This is a genomic window from Aliiglaciecola litoralis (genome assembly GCF_039523355.1).
Lineage (GTDB): Bacteria > Pseudomonadota > Gammaproteobacteria > Enterobacterales > Alteromonadaceae > Aliiglaciecola > Aliiglaciecola litoralis.
Window position 1 is genome coordinate 1 of sequence record NZ_BAAAFD010000001.1, and the last position, 19,427, is coordinate 19,427.

Genomic DNA, 19,427 nt, shown 5'->3' on the forward strand with positions numbered 1-19,427 from the left:
ATTAAGCCATTAAGGTTCGGGGTAGCTCCCCACAATGAAACCGAATATACGTGAACTTGTTAATTGCACCAATGAATTAATTTAACACATGATTGCTTTACAAGGGGAGTCCATATACGTTCCTCGCTAATTTTAGCCAGCTATTTTATTGCCGCTTAGCAAAGCGTTATGTGCAAATAATATGAGCAATTACAATCAATCATATATTCTCGGGGCTGTAGAAATTCAAGGGCCAACTGCATCTGAAAAACGTTGTTCCATATTTATGGATTTGGCTGAGTTATTAAATACAGAATACACATCGGATGCCGTAGAAAGACTAGAGTCAGAGTGGAATGAACTAGGTAAGAAAGGGAAGCTGGATATTGATGCGGAATCAGATTATGTATCTATCCTTGCATCTAAAAGCGCAATAGTCGATTTATCATTATTAATTAATGAGATTGCAATAAAAAAGCATGATCTAGATAAAAACGATATTAGTGAAGCTAGAAAAACAATTAAAGGCTGGAAACAGCCAGAGCCTTTTGCTTGGGAGATAGGTGATATTTTTTCCGTACAACTTAAAGATGGAAGCTTTACGTATGGGCAAGTTTTAGGTAAAACGAACTATAATGCACCTACATGTCTTCTTTTTTCTTATAAATCAGAGGAAGTGATTCAGGACATTAAAACGGCTATAGAATCAAAGCCTATTTCAATACTCCATGTACATGACGATAATCTAAATGATGGTTCATGGAAAGTAATTGGAAATATTAAAGCTATATTACCATCTGGATCTGGCCCTTGTGGCGTTAGAGGTGCTGTTGGAAGTATCGATTGGGATGGCTTAGAAACATTAGCAAATGCATGGCATGGTCTTAAACCTTGGAACAAATATTATAAAGAAGATTATTTAGATAAATTTTTGTTAACGGGGGTAACTAGGCCTGCAAATGTTTTATTGCTAAATAGGGAAGAACTTGAATCATTAGGTGTTAAGCGGCCAGAGTGGAACTAAAGCACATAACAAATCGTTCAAAAAAGGACGCGAAAAAGCGTCGCGCCTTTTAACTCAAACATTAGGTATTTTCACGGAGGATAAAAATTTGAGTATTAAAATCGCTCAAAAAGTCAGATTGTTATGGGATGAAAAAGGTACTAAGCAGCTCAAGATGAGCAAGCGGCCTCCTTCAGATTTTGAAAATGGTGAGCTCGCAAGTGCCGAAACATTGGCTGCGAATATTAGACAGCGAATGAAACACTTGGCTCAAGTCCTAGAGCTATTACATAAAATTTATTACGAAAATACAGATTTGTACGGAGATAAATTTTTAGCCTTTGTAGGTAACGAGGTGGTGAGAGAGTGGCCTTGGAAAGATTTTCCTTTCTTGTCCAAGAATGCTTTGAATATTTTGGAAGAAATTGAATCTTACAGTGATATTTCTGGAAAAATGCCTTTCGAAGTTAAGGATAAAAGCATTAAAGATGCATTTAAGAAGCTTAGATATGAACATTGGACTCCAATCTCTTTTTTCAGGGATATCTTCCACTCCCACCCGCCAATTTCGGAAGAAGTTTATTATTTCCTATTAATCAAATATTACCGCATTGTGTGGATTGCCAGAGAAGAAGACGATGCACTTAATATAAAGCACAGAAGCTGGCGACCTGAGTCTACCTATTCAGACTTAGGCATCGAAATCATAGAGCACGAAATGTGGGGTCATCTTGACAAAGAAAATACCTAACAAGTTAAGTAAGTCGGACACAAACTCGCTGTCACCTTTCTTGCAAAATCGCACAACAAAGGCGCCATCAATTTTGTGCAGCGTCTTAAAGCGTTATTTGTCCTACTTTAACGTTTCGTTATAAACAAAAGAGGAGCATAAAATTAAACTAATTTTGTTACCCGGTATGGATGGAACTGGTAAGTTATTTGGACCAATTATCAGCTTACTTCCTGAAACTATTGTTTCTGAAGTTATCCCTCTTTCAAGCCTTAAAGAAGATGACGCAATATCACAGGCAAATGAAATTGCACAGAGAATTGGTAATGAGCAAATTGTAATTTTTGCAGAGTCATATTCTGGCATTATTGCTTATCAACTTTGCCAAATGAGCAGCTTAAATATCAAACATGTATTCTTTGCTGCAAGCTTCTTATATCGACCATCTCATATTAGTAAGTTTGCTTACTTGGCACCAATATCAATTATCCGCCTTAATCTGATTCCAAAGTTTTTTCTCAGTTGGATTTTATTTGGTAGTTGGTATCGTAAAGACCTAGTTGGTTTATTCTTACAATCATTAGAGCAAGTAAGTAATGCTACTTTAAAAAAACGATTAAAAATCATTTCCAGCTTGATTGAGCCAAATAATTTAATCCAAACGCCTTGTACATATTTACAAGCAAAAAAAGATAAATTAGTAAGTAAATATGCAGTTATTCAATTTCAAAAAATATGTGTAAACTTAAACATCAAAAAACTTGATGGTGGGCATTTTATAGCCCAGAGTAATCCACAAAAATGCGTGGAGGTTATTTGTGCAGAATACAGCTTATAACCAGACGCTCAAATCGGACTAACGTAATGTTGGCACCCTTAGCGCAACGTTATGTGTTTTGGAGAGTTATGGAAGAAACCGCTTTTAACCTAAGCTTTTTAATCACAGTTAGTTTATGTTTATTTACTGCTGTATTTCTCAAGAATAAATGTACTTCAGGTCGTATCTCTTGCGCTAAAGCCAAGTCTGTTTTTAGCTTCGTAGCTCTTATATTTGGGTTGCTGGGTGGAACAGTTATATTCCATAGTTTGACTTGGTTGTTTAAAAAACTTGGGTACACTATAAGCTACGGGCACGGTGAGATATTAATCGCCTCGGTAGTTTTTAACATCCTCTTAAGTATTGTTTTTATTTGGGTTGGTCGAGTAATTATTGGATGGCAAAAGCAAATCTGGTAAAACACTTAACAAATCATTCAAGAAGGTCTCGTAACGGCTTGCTCGAGCTCCTTCGTTACTAATTTTAGCAAGCCATTTCTCGCTTCTTATTGTAGCGTTATATGCCATGAAAATATTTGCGTTAATTTTAATTATTATATCGTTGCCTAGCTTTGCCGAGATTGATCTAGTAAAAGTTGATAAATCGGAAAATAAAATGTATTTGCTCGAAAACTCAAAAGTAATTAAAGAATATCACGTTGCTTTTGGTGGTTCTCCCAAAGGTCATAAAGAACAAGAAGGCGATCAAAAAACACCTGAAGGTTTGTATACTCTAGACTATAAGAAAGAAAACTCTTCTTTCTATCGTGCAATGCACGTAAGTTACCCGAATCAGACGGACTTAGATAATGCCAAGAGCAAAGGCGTTTCAGCCGGAGGTTTTATCATGGTTCATGGACAAAAAAATAGATTAGGTTGGCTTTCCGGTATAACTCAGCGATTTAATTGGACAAATGGCTGTATTGCTTTAACGAACTCTGAAATGGATGAGTTTATGGCTTTGGTGAAAGTAGGCACTAAAATTCAAATTGAGTGGTAAATGGCATATAACAAGCACATTATGTTCATTCGCTGCGCCCCATATGTGAAGCGCTATATGGCATGAAATAAATTCATCATGAAAATCAAAAAGCCAACAAATACAAAAGATTTTTTTCTTCTTACTTTATCTGGTCTTGCATTCAGGTACGTTTATTTTTGCGTTGAACGCGGCTCGATTAGGCTTAAAGGGGCTCATTTCAGTAAACTTGAAGATCCTGGACTCTTCTGGTTTTCAATCATATTCACGGTAGGACTTGGAACCTGTCTTTTATATCATGTACTTTTTAGCTCGGAGGAGTAAAAGCCACATTATAAACAAGTCAACCGTACCCAAACTCGCGGTGATTGCTCGGGCCTCAAAAAGTGTAGGCCATGAGTTTGTGCAGTCTATTAGGGGCGTTAAAGATCGTCCGCTATCCAAGTAGTGATCATTCATTGGGCATAACGTGATGAACTGCAAATGGCACAAACTTCTAGTTCAACTTCAAACGTTCGACCGCCTCTTAACTCGTTAAATAGATTGTAGTGTGGATAGGGGGAGCTGGGCATGAAAATACAAAACAGGCTAGATAGAACAATTAATTATCGAAATAAGAGTTAAGTGTTTTTAGGGTAGTTTGTTTAGTGTTTTATTTTGCCATGTTGGCGCAATTGACTGCATTCGTAGCTTTAACTACATGCCTATTTGTAAGAAGTTATTCGGCAATTAAAGCGATTCGAATTAATTTGGTTGGACTTTTAGAACGCGAATAAATGATAACACTAAGCAATAACTGATCTGATTGCTTAGTGTTTTTCTTCATTTATGGCTTTTTATGATGTATCGATGTCGATTCAAAGTCGTCAGCATCGAATTCTTCTTCGGCTTCACCGGCTTGCATATCATTGTAAACCGCTTCGTCTAGTTCGTTTTCAGATTTGCCGACGACACAAGCGACCATGCAATCTCCAGTGATGTTGACCGCGGTGCGTGTCATATCAAGCAATCTATCTACCCCTAGGATCAAAGCGATACCTTCTACAGGTAAGCCAACTTGAACTAACACCATCGACAACATTAATGTCCCCACACCGGGTACGCCCGCTGTGCCAACCGATGCCAGTGTTGCCGTTAATACCACGGTCAGTAAATCGCCAGTCGATAAGTCAAAACCGTATACCTGTGCGATAAACACGGTAGCAACGCCTTGCATAATAGCGGTGCCGTCCATGTTAATGGTGGAGCCAAGCGGCACGGTAAAGGACGCCACTGATTTGCTAACCCCCAGTTTTTTGATTGCCGTTTCCATTGTTACCGGAAGTGTGGCACTGCTGCTAGAGGTACTAAAAGCAAATACGGCGGCTTCGCGCATTTTTAAAAATAACACCTTAGGATTCAGTCCTGTTGTAACTTTCAAAATGATCGAGTAATTCACCAGTAAGTGAAAGAATAAAACAGCCAGTACCAGGAAGAAATACCAAGCTAAGGAGGCAATGCGGCCCGAGTCGATATAGAAGAATAGCTTGGCAAGAAGTGCAAATACGCCGTAAGGCGCGATATTCATCAAAATAGTGACTAGTTTTAGAATAACGGTATTAAGATCGTCAAAAAACGCGGCAACGCGCTTACCCGGTTCACCACACATCGCCATAGCAATACCAAATAACACTGCAAAGGTTATGACTTGCAGCATTTTAGCTTCGGTGAATGCTTGAAACGGGTTAGAGGGGAAAATATCGATGATGACTTGCGCTAATGATGGTGCTTGTTTTGCAGCAAAGGCAGCATCAGTCGGAATTGGAATACCGGCACCTGGCTGCACTATTAACGCGGCAATGATAGCCACTGTTATGGCCAAAGCCGTGGTGCCGATATACAGGATAATTGATTTACCCCCTAAGCGACCTAACTTGCTCGGCTCGGATAAATTTGCCACACCACACACCAATGAAACAAATACCAAGGGCACAATGAGCATTTTTAAACTGTTGATAAAGATCTGACCAACGACGTGAAATATACCATCGACTAAAACTGTATACGGAGAAACCGAGCTTTCGAATACACTAAAACTCAAATCTCCGCTATTATCAAACAACCATTTTAGTAATACGCCAGTTAAAATCCCGGCGATCATGCCGATAAAGATTTTAGTGGTGAGACCTAGCTTTTTTGGGGACTGCTGCATAATTGTCCTAAAATTAAAACTGATTTTAGATAGCGTAGCAAGTTTACAGCGCAAGCTAAACCAGAAAAGTAAACACAACGGGTACTTGATTTGAAAAATTCTATTTCTAGGAATATCGCCATGACTTCACGCTTGAAGATGTTTATCACTAGTTTAATGATGTTGACACTGTCTGCATGTGGTGGGGGAGGCTCGGTAGAACGAGAGGGAACCACCGGTGGCGGCGGTACTGGTGGCGGAACTACGCCTGTATACAGTGTGTCATTGAGTATTGCGGGACAAAACGGTGAAGCAGGTAATTCTCTTTCTGCAACGACACCTTTAGTCGTAACCGCGACTGTGACTAGCACGAACGGGGGCAGTGTTAATGATCAGTTAGTAACCTTTAGTTTTAGTCAAACTGGCCTGGCGGAGTTTTCAAATGACTCGGGTACCGCGCTAACAGATTCAAATGGTGTGGCCACCATTGGACTCTTAGTCGGTGAAGACTCGGGTGATGCTTTAGTAATAGGGGCATTGGATTCAGGCGTACAAGGGCAAGTCGGCTTTAGTTCCGCAGGCTCATCTCAAACTGGAGATAATCCCGCATCGCTGGAGTTATTTGCTAGCTCGACGCAACTAGCCTCTAGTGGTTCAGACCAAATCGAGCTGATCGCCGTAGTAAAAAACGCACAAAATATTTTATTATCGGGCGTTGACGTATCATTTGCCGCTGATAACAATGCTGAATTGCAAATTGTGCAAGGCACAACGGCCGCCGATGGTACTGCCAGAGCAATCCTTACCAGTCGTAACAATCAGGAAAATCGCATTGTCACTGCTTCGGCATCGTCGGGATTGTTTAATCCTGAAATTCAAATCACAGTGGTAGGGACAGAGGTTAATGTCGATGCGCCTAGCTCTGTGGTATTAGGTGATACTATCGACGTTACGATCAAAGTCGCCGACTCTGATGGTAATGGTTTAGCTAATCGAACCGTAAGCTTGTCAGCCTCGCAAGGCAGCATAGCGGAAAACGCTACGACCGACGCTGAAGGCCAAGTGACAGTGAACTATCAAGCTAATAATTCTGGTGAAGTCACTATTACCGCGTCAGCGTTGAACGCCCAAGGTACAAAGACTTTCACGGTTCAAGAAGATAGCTTTAGTTTTACTACTGTGCCTTCTCAAGACGTACCCTTAGGGCAAAATGCGACTTTGAGCATTACTTGGTTAAAAGACAACACCCCCTTTGTCGGCGGTCAAGTCACACTGAGTGCTTCTCGCGGTACTATAGGTACGCCGACGGTGAGCACTGATGCAAATGGTGTTGCTAGCTTTAGTATTCAATCTAATAATGCCGGGGTGACCTCGATCACCGCAGAGGGACTTGATGGTGACGGACAAACCGTCAGTGCCAGAACACAATTTGAATTTATCGCCACCAACCCTGCAACTATTCTGGTCGATGCCTCGCCTGATCTAATTGGACCCGAAGGTCAAACCTCGACCATTTCAGCGATTGTACGTGACGCCACTGGTAACTTAGTAAAGGGGCAGGTGGTTAATTTTAGAGTGGATGATGTCAGTGGTGGCTTTGTGTCGCCTAATTCCTCTACTACAGATAGCAACGGCATCGCATCCGTGGTTTACACTTCCAATGCTGTCAGCAGTGAAGATGCGGTCATTGTTCATGCTGAAGTTGCGAGCAATACTGCGGTTACGGATTTCACTACATTAACGGTAGGTGATCGTGCCTTTGACATCTCATTAGGAACGGGGCCTATTATTCAAATTCCTGATGATTCTAGCTATCTAAAAGAATTCTCAGTATTTGTCAGTGATGCGGTGGGTCGTCCCGTGTCTAATGTGCAATTAACGGTATCGTCCACACCGGTGAAATTTAGTGCCGGAGGCGTGTATCGCAAAGGCTTTTGGTTCTTTGATACCAGTCTAGATGTGTGGGTCCCAATCACCACGGCAACTTGTGCAAATGAAGACATTAATGCCAATGGTTCGTTAGATGCTGGTGAAGATACCAATGGCGATGGGCGATTAACCCCAGGTATTGTGGGTACCATTAGCTTTGCCGATGGTAATTCTACCAATCAAAACGGCCAGTCTACTTTACAGGTACGCTATCCTAAAGCCTTTGGTGCATGGACAGATGTCGAGGTCAGCGTGTTTGGTCAATCAGCAGGTAGTGAAGCGGTGGAAAGTCAGAACTTTACTTTCGCCGTAGCGGCGGCTGATCTGGATGATCAAGCGGCTCCGCCAGCGCCTAATCCGTTTGGACGGTCTAACTCGTGTACTGATAATCTTTAAGGTTATTGGACAATAAAAAAGCGCTCATTGAGCGCTTTTTTTATGGATGTGTATTCACTAAATACGATTTTGATTAGCGCTGAAATGGATAAACAGAGCCAAGATGCAGTATCTGGGTTAATTCATCTAACGCGGTGCGTGACTCATTTAACAAGGCAGCATCACGCAAGTCATCGACATTGAGCTGATCGCGATAATGTTTATCTACCCATTGATTCAATCTCGTAAATACAGCGTCAGACATCAAGGTATGCTGATTGACGGCTTCGAGCTCTTGACCTGTCATTGCCACTCTAAGTCTTAAACACGCTGGGCCACCGCCGTTACGCATACTTTGTTTAACATCGAAGTAGTGTACTTTCTTGATGGGGGTATCTAGGGTGACTAACTCGTCTAAGTAAGCTGATACTGCTGGGCTCTCCTGACACTCTGTCGGCGCAATTATCGCCATGTGACCGTCGGGAAGCGTGATGATTTGGGTATTAAATAAATAGGTTTTAATCGCCTCTTGAACGCTCACTGCATCAGTATCGACGCGAATGAAGTGGAGCTTTTGCTCACCAAACTTACGTTGAATTTCATCCAATGCATTTTGCGTATCATGAAACGCTTGCTGATGATAAAACAACACATTTTGGTTACCCACCGAAATCACATCATTGTGGAATACACCTTGGTCAATCACATCTGGGTTCTGTTGCACATATACGGTGGTTTCGTCATTCAAGCCATGTAACCTTGCAACGGCCTGACAGGCCTCTAAGGTTTGTCTGGCAGGAAACTTTTTCGGTGCTGGTTTGCTGGCATCAAATGCGTGACGGCCATAAACAAACATCTCAACACCGGCATGACCATAATCACTGCAAAGGCGGGTGTGGTTAGCGGCCCCTTCATCACCAAAATGCTCATTGTCTGGTAGGTGAGTATGATGTTGAAAATATTTTTCGTTGGCGAAAGTCGCTTGCAAGATGCGACCAGTCACCGCTGGCTCTAATGAGCGATGAAACTTGTTGGTTAAGTTTGCGGGCGTAAAGTGAACTTTGCCGTCGCTCGTATCAGCGCTAGGAGACACAGTGGCGGCATTCGCTGTCCACATGCTAGAAGCGGAGCAGCAAGCTCTGAAAACCTCAGGAGCGCGCTTTGAGGCCTGTTCTAGTACGTTTGTATCAGACCCTGTGAAACCCAAACGCCTTAGCATGTCGATATCGGGTCTAGCTTGTGGCGCTAGGACCCCTTGCGTCATCCCCATGTCATGCAGGGCTTTCATTTTTTGCAGACCTTGTTTGGCAGCTTGTTTTGGACTGCTGAAGGCTTTTGCATTACTTAACGAGGCAACATTACCAAAGGATAAACCGGCGTAATTGTGCGTAGGACCAACCAGTCCATCGAAATTGACTTCAACTTGCTTCATTGCTTACCTCTTGACTGAATGTGAAAAAAAGTGTGTTTGAGGTGATTCAAAACCGACTTTGCTTGGCCTTAAATTCTCAAAATTACACACATCCGTGTTGCAGATGGCTGCGATTATACGTCTTTTAATCGACTTGCCAATCACGGCGGTCAAAAAGTGACCGGATTTGGTGCGAAGCACAGGGTTAAAATTAGATAACTATTAATAAGAACTTGTTTTCTATTCACTTTGCCGATATATGTTAAAAAAGCAATATGGGACGAGAAGTTGACCTTAACTTCCTTTAAAACACGTATTCCCCATATAAATCAAAGGTTAATGAATAATTTATGGCAAAATCATTAGTTATTGTCGAGTCTCCAGCGAAGGCTAAAACAATAAATAAATATCTCGGCAAAGATTTTATTGTGAAATCGAGTGTCGGGCATGTGCGTGACCTTCCCACCAAAGCATTAGGCAAAGCTCCGGCTAAAAAACCGGCGAAAGAACTTAAAGAGTGGTCGGATAAAAAGCGCGAAACTTACCTGCGTGAATTTGAATATGAAAAGCTGGTCGATCGGATGGGGATTGACCCTAAAAACGATTGGCATGCACATTACGATATTCTTAATGGTAAAGAAAAGGTCGTTAACGAATTAAAGAAATTAGCCAAAGACGCTGACACCATTTATCTCGCAACGGATTTGGATAGAGAAGGGGAAGCCATCGCTTGGCATTTGCAGGAAATTCTGGGCACTAAAGGTAAAACATATCAACGTGTAGTGTTTAACGAAATCACCAAAAATGCCATTCAAGAGGCGTTTTCTCATCCTGGTGAAGTTAATATCGCGCGAGTCAATGCACAGCAAGCTAGACGTTTCCTTGACCGGGTAGTGGGCTTTATGGTGTCGCCTTTATTGTGGAAAAAAGTCGCTCGCGGCTTATCCGCTGGGCGAGTGCAATCGGTTGCTGTGCGTTTGGTGGTTGAACGAGAGCGCGAAATTAAAGCTTTTGTACCAGAGGAATTTTGGGATATCCATGTGGATCTCGATGCCGCAAAATCACCGTTAAGAATGTTGGTAACCAAGCAACAAAACTCAGCCTTTAAACCGATCAATAAACAGCAGGCAGATCAAGCGGTTAGTTTACTCAAAGAAGCAACTTATGAAGTTGCTAGTCGAGAGTCTAAACCGACCCAGAGTCGCCCATCGGCACCATTCATTACCTCGACGTTGCAGCAAGCTGCGAGCACCCGCCTTGGGTTCGGGGTGAAGAAAACCATGATGATGGCCCAACGCTTGTATGAAGCCGGTCACATCACGTATATGCGTACCGACTCTACTAACCTAAGTAAAGATGCCGTAGACGCGTGTCGGGGCTACATTGATAAAGAATTTGGTAGTCAGTATTTACCGGCCAATGCAAATCTGTATGGCAGTAAAGAAGGGGCACAAGAGGCGCACGAAGCCATACGTCCGTCGAACGTCAAAGTAAAATCCGAATCGTTGACAGAAATGGAGCGCGATGCACAACGTTTATATGAACTGATTTGGCGACAATTTGTGGCCTGTCAGATGGTCCCTGCCAAATATGATGCTAGTACCATTAAAGTCAAAGCCGCTGACTTTGAGTTAGTTGCCAAAGGCAGAGTGTTGAAATTCGATGGTTGGACTCGTGTCCAAACTCAAGTTAAGAAAAAAGGCGAAGACGAACTTACCTTGCCAGACGTTAAAGTAGGGCAAACGTTGAGCCTCAAAGCGCTTGACCCGAAACAACATTTTACTAAACCCGTGGCGCGATTTAACGAAGCGTCCTTAGTAAAAGAGCTCGAAAAACGAGGCATTGGACGACCTTCGACCTACGCCAGTATTATTTCTACCATTCAGGATCGCGGTTACTGCAAACTCGAAAACAAACGTTTCTACGCAGAAAAAATGGGTGAAATTGTTAACGACCGTTTAGTCGATAATTTTACCGATTTAATCAGTTTTGATTTTACCGCCAACATGGAACAGCAGCTGGATGATGTGGCCAACGGCAAGCGTCATTGGAAAGAAGTGCTGAATGAATTTTACGATGATTTTTATCAGCGTTTATTGAAAGCTGAACTGCCACCAGAAGAGGGTGGCATGCGCTTGAATCAAGCGATTGAGACGGAAATAAGCTGTCATTTATGTGACCGTCCCATGAATGTGCGGACCGCGTCTACCGGCGTTTTCTTAGGCTGTTCGGGCTACAATTTACCGCCTAAGGAGCGTTGCACAGGGACTAAAAACCTGACGCCAGGTGACGAAGTCATCAAGGTCGAGGATGAAGATGAATTAGAAACTGAAGTCCTAAGAGCAAAACGTCGTTGTGACGTCTGTGGTACTGCCATGGACAGTTATTTGGTTGATGAAACCCGCAAGCTTCATGTGTGTGGTAACACGCCGACGTGCCCAGGCACCTTTGTTGAAAAAGGGACATTTAAAATAAAAGGTTACGATGGGCCTCTCATCGAATGTGACAAATGCCAATCAGACATGGAATTAAAAAATGGCCGTTTCGGTAAATATTTTGGCTGTACCAATGAGGATTGTAAAAACACGCGCAAACTGCTGAAAAACGGTGAGCCTGCGCCACCCAAAGAAGATCCCGTCGATCTGCCAGAATTAGAGTGTGAAAAATCCGATGCTCACTTTATGTTAAGAGATGGCGCGTCAGGTATATTTCTGGCGGCGCATAACTTCCCGAAATCAAGGGAAACTCGAGCACCCATGGTGCATGAGCTGGCACGTTTCAGAGATCGCATTTCGCCTAAGTTTTATTACTTAGCCGATGCGCCAGCAAAGGATCCAGATGGTAACCCGACTATGGTTCGCTTTAGTCGCAAAACCAAGCAGCAATATGTCACCTCAGAAACCCCTGAAGGTAAAGCCAGTGGCTGGGCGGCATGGTATGAAAATGGAAAATGGGTGATTGACGACAAACGTAAGAAGGCAAAATAACCGCCTTATTGGTTACTTTCGCTCATTTCGTTCTTTAAACGGCAGTGTTACACTGCCGTTGTTATTTTTACCGTGCAATTTGCCCATTTCCGGACCAGGAGTTTCTGATGGCGCTCTCTTTACAAGAACAACTTCTTAAAGCTGGCTTAACTGACAACAAAAAGGTTAAGCAAGCAAAAAAAGAAAAACACAAACAAGTTAAACTGCAGCAAAAACAAAAAATCGTGAGTAAAAACGAAGCCAGTGTGGCAGCGGAACAAGCACGTAAAGAAAAACAGCAAAAAGATCGGGAGCTGAATAAACAAGCCAAACTCGTTGCCGAACAAAAGGCCGTTTTAGCGCAAATTAAACAGCTTATCGATATCAATAAGCAGCCCAAAGACAACGGCGATATTCCGTGTAATTTTACGCATAATAATGTCATCAAGCGCTTGTATGTAAATCAGACTACCCGCAATCGTATCAGCCAAGGAAAATTGGCGATCGTCAGTGCCGCTACCGGTTATGAAATCGTGCCCACGCCGGTAGCCGACAAAATTGCTTTGCGAGACCCATCCGTGGTGGTTTACCGTGCGGATATGGCAGAACAAAATCAAGCGAAAGCCACCAGTACTCCAGAAGAGGACGAGTGGTATGCAGACTACCAAATCCCAGATGATTTGGTTTGGTAATTACCCCATGGCTTTATTCTTGGTCATTTTTAGACTTTGCAGGACGAAGCGATGAAAATTTGGGTTGATGCAGACGCTTGTCCCATTGTCATTAAAGAAATACTGTTTAAAGCCGCGCAGCGTACTGGTGTGGAAATGACGCTCATTGCCAATCAACACATCCGCGTGCCTGCCGCGAAGAATATCACTTCAGTACAGGTTTCTGCCGGATTTGACGTAGCTGATGATGAGATAGTAAAACGCTGCCAAGCCAATGATTTGGTGATCACCAGTGATATACCGCTTGCGGCTGAGGCAATTGAAAAGGGTGCTTTTGCATTGAGTCCTCGAGGGGAAATGCTCGATAAAGAAAACGTCCGTGGCCGACTCAATATTCGAGATTTTATGGACACCATGCGAGCCAGTGGCGTGAACTCTGGTGGGCCGCCGCCGCTCAATCATAGCGATCGACAAAATTTTGCCAATCACTTAGATCGTTTTTTGACGCAACATCATCGTTAGTGCTCGCCAATCACTGTTTTATGTTGTTCAACAGCAATTGGCGAATGTGATTAGCCGCAACGTTTGAGTATCGCCAAGACGCGCCAGAGGCTATCTTGATGAATTGTGCGAACTCTGTGGCTTCTTAGGTTTCTTAGGGCGCCTAGGTTTGGCAGGGCGGGTGTCCAGCTTAGACTCAGGTACCGTTTCTGTTACTTCAAAGCCCGCTATGGTTTTACGCGGAATAACACTCTGAGTTAACTTTTCAATGTCTTTAAGCAGTTTAAACTCTTCGGAGCACACTAAAGAAACGGCATTTCCTTCTGCACCAGCTCTTGCTGTGCGTCCGATGCGATGCACATAGTCTTCTGCGACATGTGGCAAGTCATAATTGATCACATGAGGTAGCAAGTGGATGTCGAGACCTCGTGCGGCAATATCGGTAGCAACTAAAACTTGAATGCGGTTGGCCTTAAAATCACCCAGCGCTTTGGTTCTTGCGCCTTGGCTTTTGTTACCATGGATGGCTGCCGAATTAATGCCACGGGCCGTAAGTTGCTTAGCTAATCGATTCGCGCCGTGCTTGGTGCGGCTAAACACCAATACCTGATGCATATTCTGATCTTTGATAATATGGGTCAGCAGCGCAGACTTTTTACTTTTATCGACTGGATAAACCCACTGCTCAACTTTGTCTGCCGTGGTGTTGGCTGCAGCGACAGAGACTTCTACGGGATCATTGACTAAGCCTTTAGCTAATTGGCGTATTTGGTCGGAAAAGGTCGCTGAAAACAGTAAATTCTGACGCTGTGCAGGTAAAATTTTAAGAATACGTTTGATATCGTGAATGAAGCCCATATCGAGCATGCGATCGGCTTCATCCAAAACAAGAATTTCTAAATGGTCAAATTTCACGGCGTTTTGACTATACAAGTCTAATAAACGCCCTGGTGTCGCTACCAAAATGTCCACGCCTTTGCGAAGAGCCATCATCTGCGGATTGATACCCACACCACCAAAGACAACAGCATGTTTTAAATTAAGATGTTTACTGTACGCTTCGACGTTATCGGCAATTTGCGCTGCTAATTCGCGGGTAGGGGTGAGCACTAGCGCTTTGGCTTGGTTCGGCTTGGGTCGTTGACCGTGGCTTAGTTTCTCTAGGATGGGCAAAACAAACCCTGCTGTTTTGCCTGTGCCTGTTTGCGCCGCCGCCATGACGTCGCGTCCTTCTACAATGGCTGGAATTGCCTTTGCTTGGATTGGAGTTGGCTCTGTATAGCCTTTCTCGATTAGTGCGTTTACTATTTTTTGGCCTAGACCAAGGTGACTAAAGGGCATTTATGTGTCTCATTAATAATTAGAACGGTGATCAGTATTGATCTGTTGTAAGGCTCAATCCATTTCCTATAATGCAATTTTATCTGCATTGCTGAATGATATTGGCATTAAGAAAGCGCTGCTAAGTCTGCAGCGCCAAAGAATATGGTGTAATCCAGTAGCGTTTAAAGTACTGCGCTATAAAAGTGCCGCGTAAGTATACACGACACCTGCTTGATAGTCCGATTTTAAAGCACATCCACCAATGCAGTGGCTAACGCATCAACATTACTAAGACTAATACCAGCCACATTGACACGACTGGACTCAACAAAATAGACACTATGCTTATCTCTTACTAAGCGAACTTGCTCTGGCGTTATGCACAAATAAGAGAACATTCCTTTTTGTTCAGTGACAAAACTAAAGTCTTTGTTTGCGCCTTTCTCCGCCAATTTATCGACCAGTAGGTGTCTTAGCGAAAGCATACGTACACGCATGGCTTCAACTTCATCCATCCATTCTGTGCGAAGTGCATCATCGTTTAAAATGATGTCTACCAACGCACCACCGTAGGAAGGCGGCATTGAATAGATACCACGTGCAATCGATTGTATTTGGGATTGAATGCTCTTGCGTACAGCTGAGTTCTGAGTGACCATCACAGCCAATCCCACGCGCTCACGGTAAAGACCAAAGTTTTTCGAACAGGACGCTGCAATAATGACTTCCGGTAAATTGCTAGTTAACAATCTTAAACCGTAAGCATCTTTATCCAAACCATCGCCAAAGCCTTGGTAGGCAACATCGACAAATGGCAGGAATCCGCGCTCTTGGGCTAGTTCTAACACCACATGCCATTGTTCATTGGTCAAATCGGCCCCAGTTGGATTGTGACAACAGCCGTGCAGTAACACCACGTCACCTTTTTTGACCTGTTTTAGACAATCAGTCATAGCATCAAATTTTATCGACGCGGTGGCTTTATCAAAATAGGGGTAGGTTTCAATTTTTAATCCGGCGTTACCGATCAACGGAACGTGGTTGGCCCAGGTTGGGTCGCTCACCCACACTGTTAATTCACCATCACAGCGTTTTAATAATTCAGACAAAATACGCAGGGCACCGCATCCACCGGGTGCTTGAACAGCCGCTACACGGTCTTCTATCAGAGCAGGGTGGTTTTTACCTAACAATAACCCCAGCATGCCGTCTATATATCCTTGTACGCCTTGAGGCGCAATATAGGTCTTAGAGGTTTCCTGCTCAAGCAACACACGTTGTGCTTTGGCCACTGAGGTTAGAATGGGCGTGTTACCTTGTTCGTCTTTGTATACGCCGACACCCAGATCAATCTTATGTGGGTTTTGATCTTCACGAAAAGCTGCAGACAAGCCTAAAATAGGGTCCGCGGGGAGTAGGGGTAACACTTCTAACACAATAAATCCTCAATGTGGGCAAGCTAAACAAGGCGCTATTATGCCAGCAATCTGACAGAATTCGAGCAATAATTAGGGAATAACCGTGACCAATCAGGTGATTGTGAAGCTGTAGTCGCGCTGCTGGCAATTTACGCCATTAGAATCGAAGGTATGTTCGTGCCAATGGGCTACTTTATTGTTATCAATCAAAAGCAATGTTGAAGAACGGGTACCGTATTCTTGCGATTGAATAAAAATCGAGGAGAGCTTGCGTTCCCATTCGATCGACACGCCAGTTTGAGGCAATAGTTCATCATTTGATTGGGTTTGATCAAGCAAAATGGCAAATAGTTTGTCGGTATCTAGCGGACCACGTTGCTGACAATGGTTTTTAAGCTGGGCAACGCCTTGATTTACTTTAGGCCAAGGACTGTTTAAATCGGCATTGGATAAACCGAAAACGCCTTCAGTTAAGTGTTGGGTTTTATCTGTGTGGTTGTTATACACCCATAAATCATCCCAATCACCAAACAATAAATTATAGCCGTTGTAGCTTTTCTTGGTTTGTTGCAAAGTGCGTAAGTAGTCTTGTGCCGATATTTGTTTGGCTAAAAATTCACTGACCAGTTCGCCGCGAGAAATTGGATTATCAAGCAGCTTCTGTGGATCTCGGACATTGGTCAATGCCGACAATCGCCCATTTTTGTTTATGCCCATCCAAGTGCCCTTTGCTCGCAAATCTCTGCCGGCCAGGATGTCATTGTTATCATCCCAAAATTGCGACAAGGCCGTTGGCCGTTGATGAAACTCATCACGATTTGCCGCAATTATCAGCGGATAATCAGGGTGTTGTTTAACCGCAATAAACAAAATGCACATGGACTTAGGGGTCACTCTTTAGTCGCGCTTTACTTAGTTTTTCCACCATTTTATCCGTGCTATCTTGCACAAAAGTATGCGCCTCAACCGTGGGCACAACTCTAAAGGCTGGCGCCATCATAGTGCTGGTATATTTGGGATTAGGGCTGAAATCATTTGCTCCAAAGAGGATCGGAAACAAAACGTAGAGACTGACAAGCACAGTGCCTGTCGCCGCAATGCTATTGCGAGCTCGCCGAGACTGATGGAAGGCTAAGAACAAAGTAAACCAAAACAGCGCAAAAAACAGTAAGCTCTTATTGAGCAGCATAACGCCATTTACTGCGGAAATTGCATCTAAGTTGAACAGTAAAAATGCTTGGACATAATCCAACAATTCTATGCTGATCAGAAACAGCCAAAGTAGACTAAATTGGCTAATTATATGGCTGTCTTTTTTAGCTAACTTAGATAACAGGGCGAAAGCGAATGGCCAAATGCTGACGACGACAGCGTAACGCATAAAGGCTTCTACCAATACTGAGGCTTCGAATTGGCCAGGATTGTTGTTGAGATATTTAATACCAACTAAGCCAAAAAATACACTCAACAAGATAAAGCACACCCGACGATAACCAAGCCAGCTTAGGTTTTCTTCTAACTCGCTTAGTACTATGGTTGGTGGAACTTGCTGGCAGGGTTTGAAAATCCGCAGTCGTGTTCTACCTAAGGTGATCACGTCGTCATAGGACAAGGCACAATCAGCACTTTTCTTACCATTGATTTTGACGCCATTAAGTGATTCTAAATCACAAATGGCAATGTCATTATTGTCTTCGGTGATAGAAAAATTCGCGTGATGAGGACTCACATAGGGATCGTCAATTCGAATATCATTATCGTAGGCTCTACCGATAGAAACCTGTTCTTTGGGTATAAAATAATGTTGCAATACTTTGCCATCTTTTGACAGCATTTCGACGACTATTGCCATGATACTGTATCCATAAAGTGTTGAGTAAATCGTGCCATAGAAGCTTCGCTAACGCCTGATAGTGTGAAATGGCTGATCAAGCTTCCGTCGTTATAATCGTTAGTTGCGGCAATAAAGAGCACATCGTACAAATCATTGAAATCTTTGTAGGCCCTCGCGCAAAGCACACTTTTCATAGTCACATTGTGGTTATTGGACACCAAATCTTGTTGGCATTGATAATTGGTCACATCGTTTTTACCAGCTTGATTTCCTGGTCGTGTAAAGCCGATGCGATTAGACAGCAAATTATGAAATTGAAAACGATTTAATGACTCTGTGGTTAACCATTCAAACTCGACTTCGACTTCACCGGTTTGTAATTTGCCATTTAGGAAAATAACTTCACCGATGCGACAGCGATTGGACACCGACAAGTACTTTACATTTTTTTCACTGGCATTTGAGCCACCCCAGCAAGAGATGAAGTCAGAAATATTTTCCGGGACTTGGGCTTTTCCTAACCCTGTATATTGCCACTGAGTTGCCAGTAACTGATCCATCATCAGTTTTTGATTGCGATGTAACTGTTTTTCGATTTGCAGTTTGTATTGATCGCTGGTCAGCGTATCAACGGAGTTTACGAGCGCTTTTATCTTCGGCAATGGAATAAGAAAACCAATTTGGTTACCCGCCGTTGCTACATTCACCCCCACAACTTGCCCGCTTGCATTTACTGCAGGGCCGCCACTCATACCTGGATTGATTGAGCCGGTAAAATGTATCCGTTGATAAAAACTATTTTTCTTTAAACCATTATAGGTACCCGGTACCACTATCATCCCTAAATCATGCGGATTACCTAATGAAAATATATTAGAGCCTTGGTCTGGCAGCGTTTCTGCCAAATTGAAAAATAATCCATTGGGTTGTGCAGACTCCATTTTGAGTAACGATAAATCGTTAATTACATCAAAGTTAGTCAGCGATAAATTACCGACATTACCTTTGGCATCTAAATATTGGATCCGATATTTATCAGGGAAATAAACGTAATCGGAAATGACATGGTAATTAGAGATGATGTCACCCGTCGCACTGACTAAAAAACCAGACCCGATAGAGGATTTATTGCCAGACTCTTTGTCTATCATTTGGATTTGATACAACGCATGGCGGTAATGATTGAAAAGATCTTGCGCTGTTTGTTGTGAGTAAGCAGACGAACTAACAAATAGGCTGATTGAAAGTAAAATTCTAAACACAGGTATCCTAAATTTAAGACTCAATAAAACCAAAGGATGTTCAGTTGGCTCGACAAAGTC

16 protein-coding genes are annotated in these 19,427 nt (G+C 42.9%); 9 read left to right on the top strand and 7 right to left on the bottom strand.

The window, feature by feature from the left end:
• The first annotated feature begins 181 nt into the window (after window positions 1–181).
• The 5 genes from ABD036_RS00005 (at window position 182) to ABD036_RS00025 (ending at window position 3,528) form a co-directional block, all read left to right on the top strand.
• Window positions 182–1,003, top strand: coding sequence for an Imm26 family immunity protein (locus ABD036_RS00005; RefSeq protein WP_343855492.1), 822 nt, complete (start codon window positions 182–184; stop codon window positions 1,001–1,003).
• Window positions 1,004–1,091: 88 nt separating this feature from the next.
• Window positions 1,092–1,733, top strand: coding sequence for a hypothetical protein (locus tag ABD036_RS00010; protein ID WP_343855493.1), 642 nt, complete (start codon window positions 1,092–1,094; stop codon window positions 1,731–1,733).
• 166 nt (window positions 1,734–1,899) lie between these two features.
• Window positions 1,900–2,550 (top strand): hypothetical protein, encoded by a 651-nt coding sequence (locus tag ABD036_RS00015; RefSeq protein WP_343855494.1) that lies wholly within the window; start codon window positions 1,900–1,902, stop codon window positions 2,548–2,550.
• A 68-nt stretch (window positions 2,551–2,618) separates the two neighbouring features.
• Window positions 2,619–2,948 (top strand): hypothetical protein, encoded by a 330-nt coding sequence (locus tag ABD036_RS00020; RefSeq protein WP_343855495.1) that lies wholly within the window; start codon window positions 2,619–2,621, stop codon window positions 2,946–2,948.
• 106 nt (window positions 2,949–3,054) lie between these two features.
• Window positions 3,055–3,528, top strand: a complete 474-nt coding sequence (locus ABD036_RS00025; RefSeq protein ID WP_343855497.1) for a L,D-transpeptidase family protein — start codon at window positions 3,055–3,057, stop codon at window positions 3,526–3,528.
• Between the two features lie 805 nt (window positions 3,529–4,333).
• Here the strand turns inward: ABD036_RS00025 and ABD036_RS00030 are convergent.
• Window positions 4,334–5,698: a dicarboxylate/amino acid:cation symporter gene (locus ABD036_RS00030; protein ID WP_343855499.1), complete on the bottom strand. Its 1,365-nt coding sequence runs from the start codon at window positions 5,696–5,698 to the stop codon at window positions 4,334–4,336.
• A 120-nt stretch (window positions 5,699–5,818) separates the two neighbouring features.
• Between ABD036_RS00030 and ABD036_RS00035 the strand changes: the two genes are divergently transcribed.
• Window positions 5,819–8,002 carry an Ig-like domain-containing protein gene (locus ABD036_RS00035; RefSeq protein ID WP_343855500.1) on the top strand — a complete coding sequence of 728 codons (2,184 nt, stop codon included), beginning with the start codon at window positions 5,819–5,821 and terminating at the stop codon, window positions 8,000–8,002.
• Window positions 8,003–8,075: 73 nt separating this feature from the next.
• Here the strand turns inward: ABD036_RS00035 and astB are convergent, their stop codons facing one another.
• Window positions 8,076–9,413: an N-succinylarginine dihydrolase gene (astB, locus tag ABD036_RS00040; protein WP_343855501.1), complete on the bottom strand. Its 1,338-nt coding sequence runs from the start codon at window positions 9,411–9,413 to the stop codon at window positions 8,076–8,078.
• Between the two features lie 329 nt (window positions 9,414–9,742).
• On the opposite strand from astB, the gene topA reads away from it, so the two are divergent.
• From topA to ABD036_RS00055, 3 genes are all read left to right on the top strand, one after another.
• Window positions 9,743–12,379: a type I DNA topoisomerase gene (gene topA, locus ABD036_RS00045; RefSeq protein ID WP_343855502.1), complete on the top strand. Its 2,637-nt coding sequence runs from the start codon at window positions 9,743–9,745 to the stop codon at window positions 12,377–12,379.
• A 107-nt stretch (window positions 12,380–12,486) separates the two neighbouring features.
• Window positions 12,487–13,050 (top strand): DUF2058 domain-containing protein, encoded by a 564-nt coding sequence (locus tag ABD036_RS00050; protein ID WP_343855503.1) that lies wholly within the window; start codon window positions 12,487–12,489, stop codon window positions 13,048–13,050.
• Window positions 13,051–13,101: 51 nt separating this feature from the next.
• Window positions 13,102–13,551 (top strand): YaiI/YqxD family protein, encoded by a 450-nt coding sequence (locus ABD036_RS00055; protein ID WP_343855504.1) that lies wholly within the window; start codon window positions 13,102–13,104, stop codon window positions 13,549–13,551.
• A gap of 90 nt (window positions 13,552–13,641) precedes the next feature.
• On the opposite strand, the gene ABD036_RS00060 is transcribed toward ABD036_RS00055, so the two are convergent.
• From ABD036_RS00060 to ABD036_RS00080, 5 genes are all read right to left on the bottom strand, one after another.
• Window positions 13,642–14,871, bottom strand: a complete 1,230-nt coding sequence (locus tag ABD036_RS00060; protein ID WP_343855505.1) for a DEAD/DEAH box helicase — start codon at window positions 14,869–14,871, stop codon at window positions 13,642–13,644.
• A 227-nt stretch (window positions 14,872–15,098) separates the two neighbouring features.
• The gene (locus tag ABD036_RS00065; RefSeq protein ID WP_343855506.1) at window positions 15,099–16,289 is read right to left on the bottom strand and encodes an amino acid aminotransferase; all 1,191 of its coding nucleotides are present in this window, start codon (window positions 16,287–16,289) and stop codon (window positions 15,099–15,101) included.
• 93 nt (window positions 16,290–16,382) lie between these two features.
• Window positions 16,383–17,150 carry an NRDE family protein gene (locus ABD036_RS00070; protein ID WP_343855508.1) on the bottom strand — a complete coding sequence of 256 codons (768 nt, stop codon included), beginning with the start codon at window positions 17,148–17,150 and terminating at the stop codon, window positions 16,383–16,385.
• Window positions 17,151–17,154: 4 nt separating this feature from the next.
• Window positions 17,155–18,123, bottom strand: coding sequence for an FHA domain-containing protein (locus ABD036_RS00075; protein WP_343855510.1), 969 nt, complete (start codon window positions 18,121–18,123; stop codon window positions 17,155–17,157).
• Window positions 18,114–19,367, bottom strand: coding sequence for a S1 family peptidase (locus ABD036_RS00080; protein WP_343855512.1), 1,254 nt, complete (start codon window positions 19,365–19,367; stop codon window positions 18,114–18,116). Before ABD036_RS00080 ends, ABD036_RS00075 begins: the two co-directional genes overlap by 10 nt.
• Window positions 19,368–19,427 lie beyond the last annotated feature (60 nt).

What these genes read in the sequence shown, in the direction of transcription:
- ABD036_RS00005 (WP_343855492.1), top strand. Translation starts at nt 182, where the DNA reads ATGAGCAATTACAATCAATCATATATTCTCGGGGCTGTAGAAATTCAA.
- ABD036_RS00015 (WP_343855494.1), top strand. Translation starts at nt 1,900, where the DNA reads ATGGATGGAACTGGTAAGTTATTTGGACCAATTATCAGCTTACTTCCT.
- ABD036_RS00020 (WP_343855495.1), top strand. Translation starts at nt 2,619, where the DNA reads ATGGAAGAAACCGCTTTTAACCTAAGCTTTTTAATCACAGTTAGTTTA.
- ABD036_RS00025 (WP_343855497.1), top strand. Translation starts at nt 3,055, where the DNA reads ATGAAAATATTTGCGTTAATTTTAATTATTATATCGTTGCCTAGCTTT.
- ABD036_RS00030 (WP_343855499.1), bottom strand. Translation starts at nt 5,698, where the DNA reads ATGCAGCAGTCCCCAAAAAAGCTAGGTCTCACCACTAAAATCTTTATC.
- ABD036_RS00035 (WP_343855500.1), top strand. Translation starts at nt 5,819, where the DNA reads ATGACTTCACGCTTGAAGATGTTTATCACTAGTTTAATGATGTTGACA.
- astB (WP_343855501.1), bottom strand. Translation starts at nt 9,413, where the DNA reads ATGAAGCAAGTTGAAGTCAATTTCGATGGACTGGTTGGTCCTACGCAC.
- topA (WP_343855502.1), top strand. Translation starts at nt 9,743, where the DNA reads ATGGCAAAATCATTAGTTATTGTCGAGTCTCCAGCGAAGGCTAAAACA.
- ABD036_RS00050 (WP_343855503.1), top strand. Translation starts at nt 12,487, where the DNA reads ATGGCGCTCTCTTTACAAGAACAACTTCTTAAAGCTGGCTTAACTGAC.
- ABD036_RS00055 (WP_343855504.1), top strand. Translation starts at nt 13,102, where the DNA reads ATGAAAATTTGGGTTGATGCAGACGCTTGTCCCATTGTCATTAAAGAA.
- ABD036_RS00060 (WP_343855505.1), bottom strand. Translation starts at nt 14,871, where the DNA reads ATGCCCTTTAGTCACCTTGGTCTAGGCCAAAAAATAGTAAACGCACTA.
- ABD036_RS00070 (WP_343855508.1), bottom strand. Translation starts at nt 17,150, where the DNA reads ATGTGCATTTTGTTTATTGCGGTTAAACAACACCCTGATTATCCGCTG.
- ABD036_RS00075 (WP_343855510.1), bottom strand. Translation starts at nt 18,123, where the DNA reads ATGGCAATAGTCGTCGAAATGCTGTCAAAAGATGGCAAAGTATTGCAA.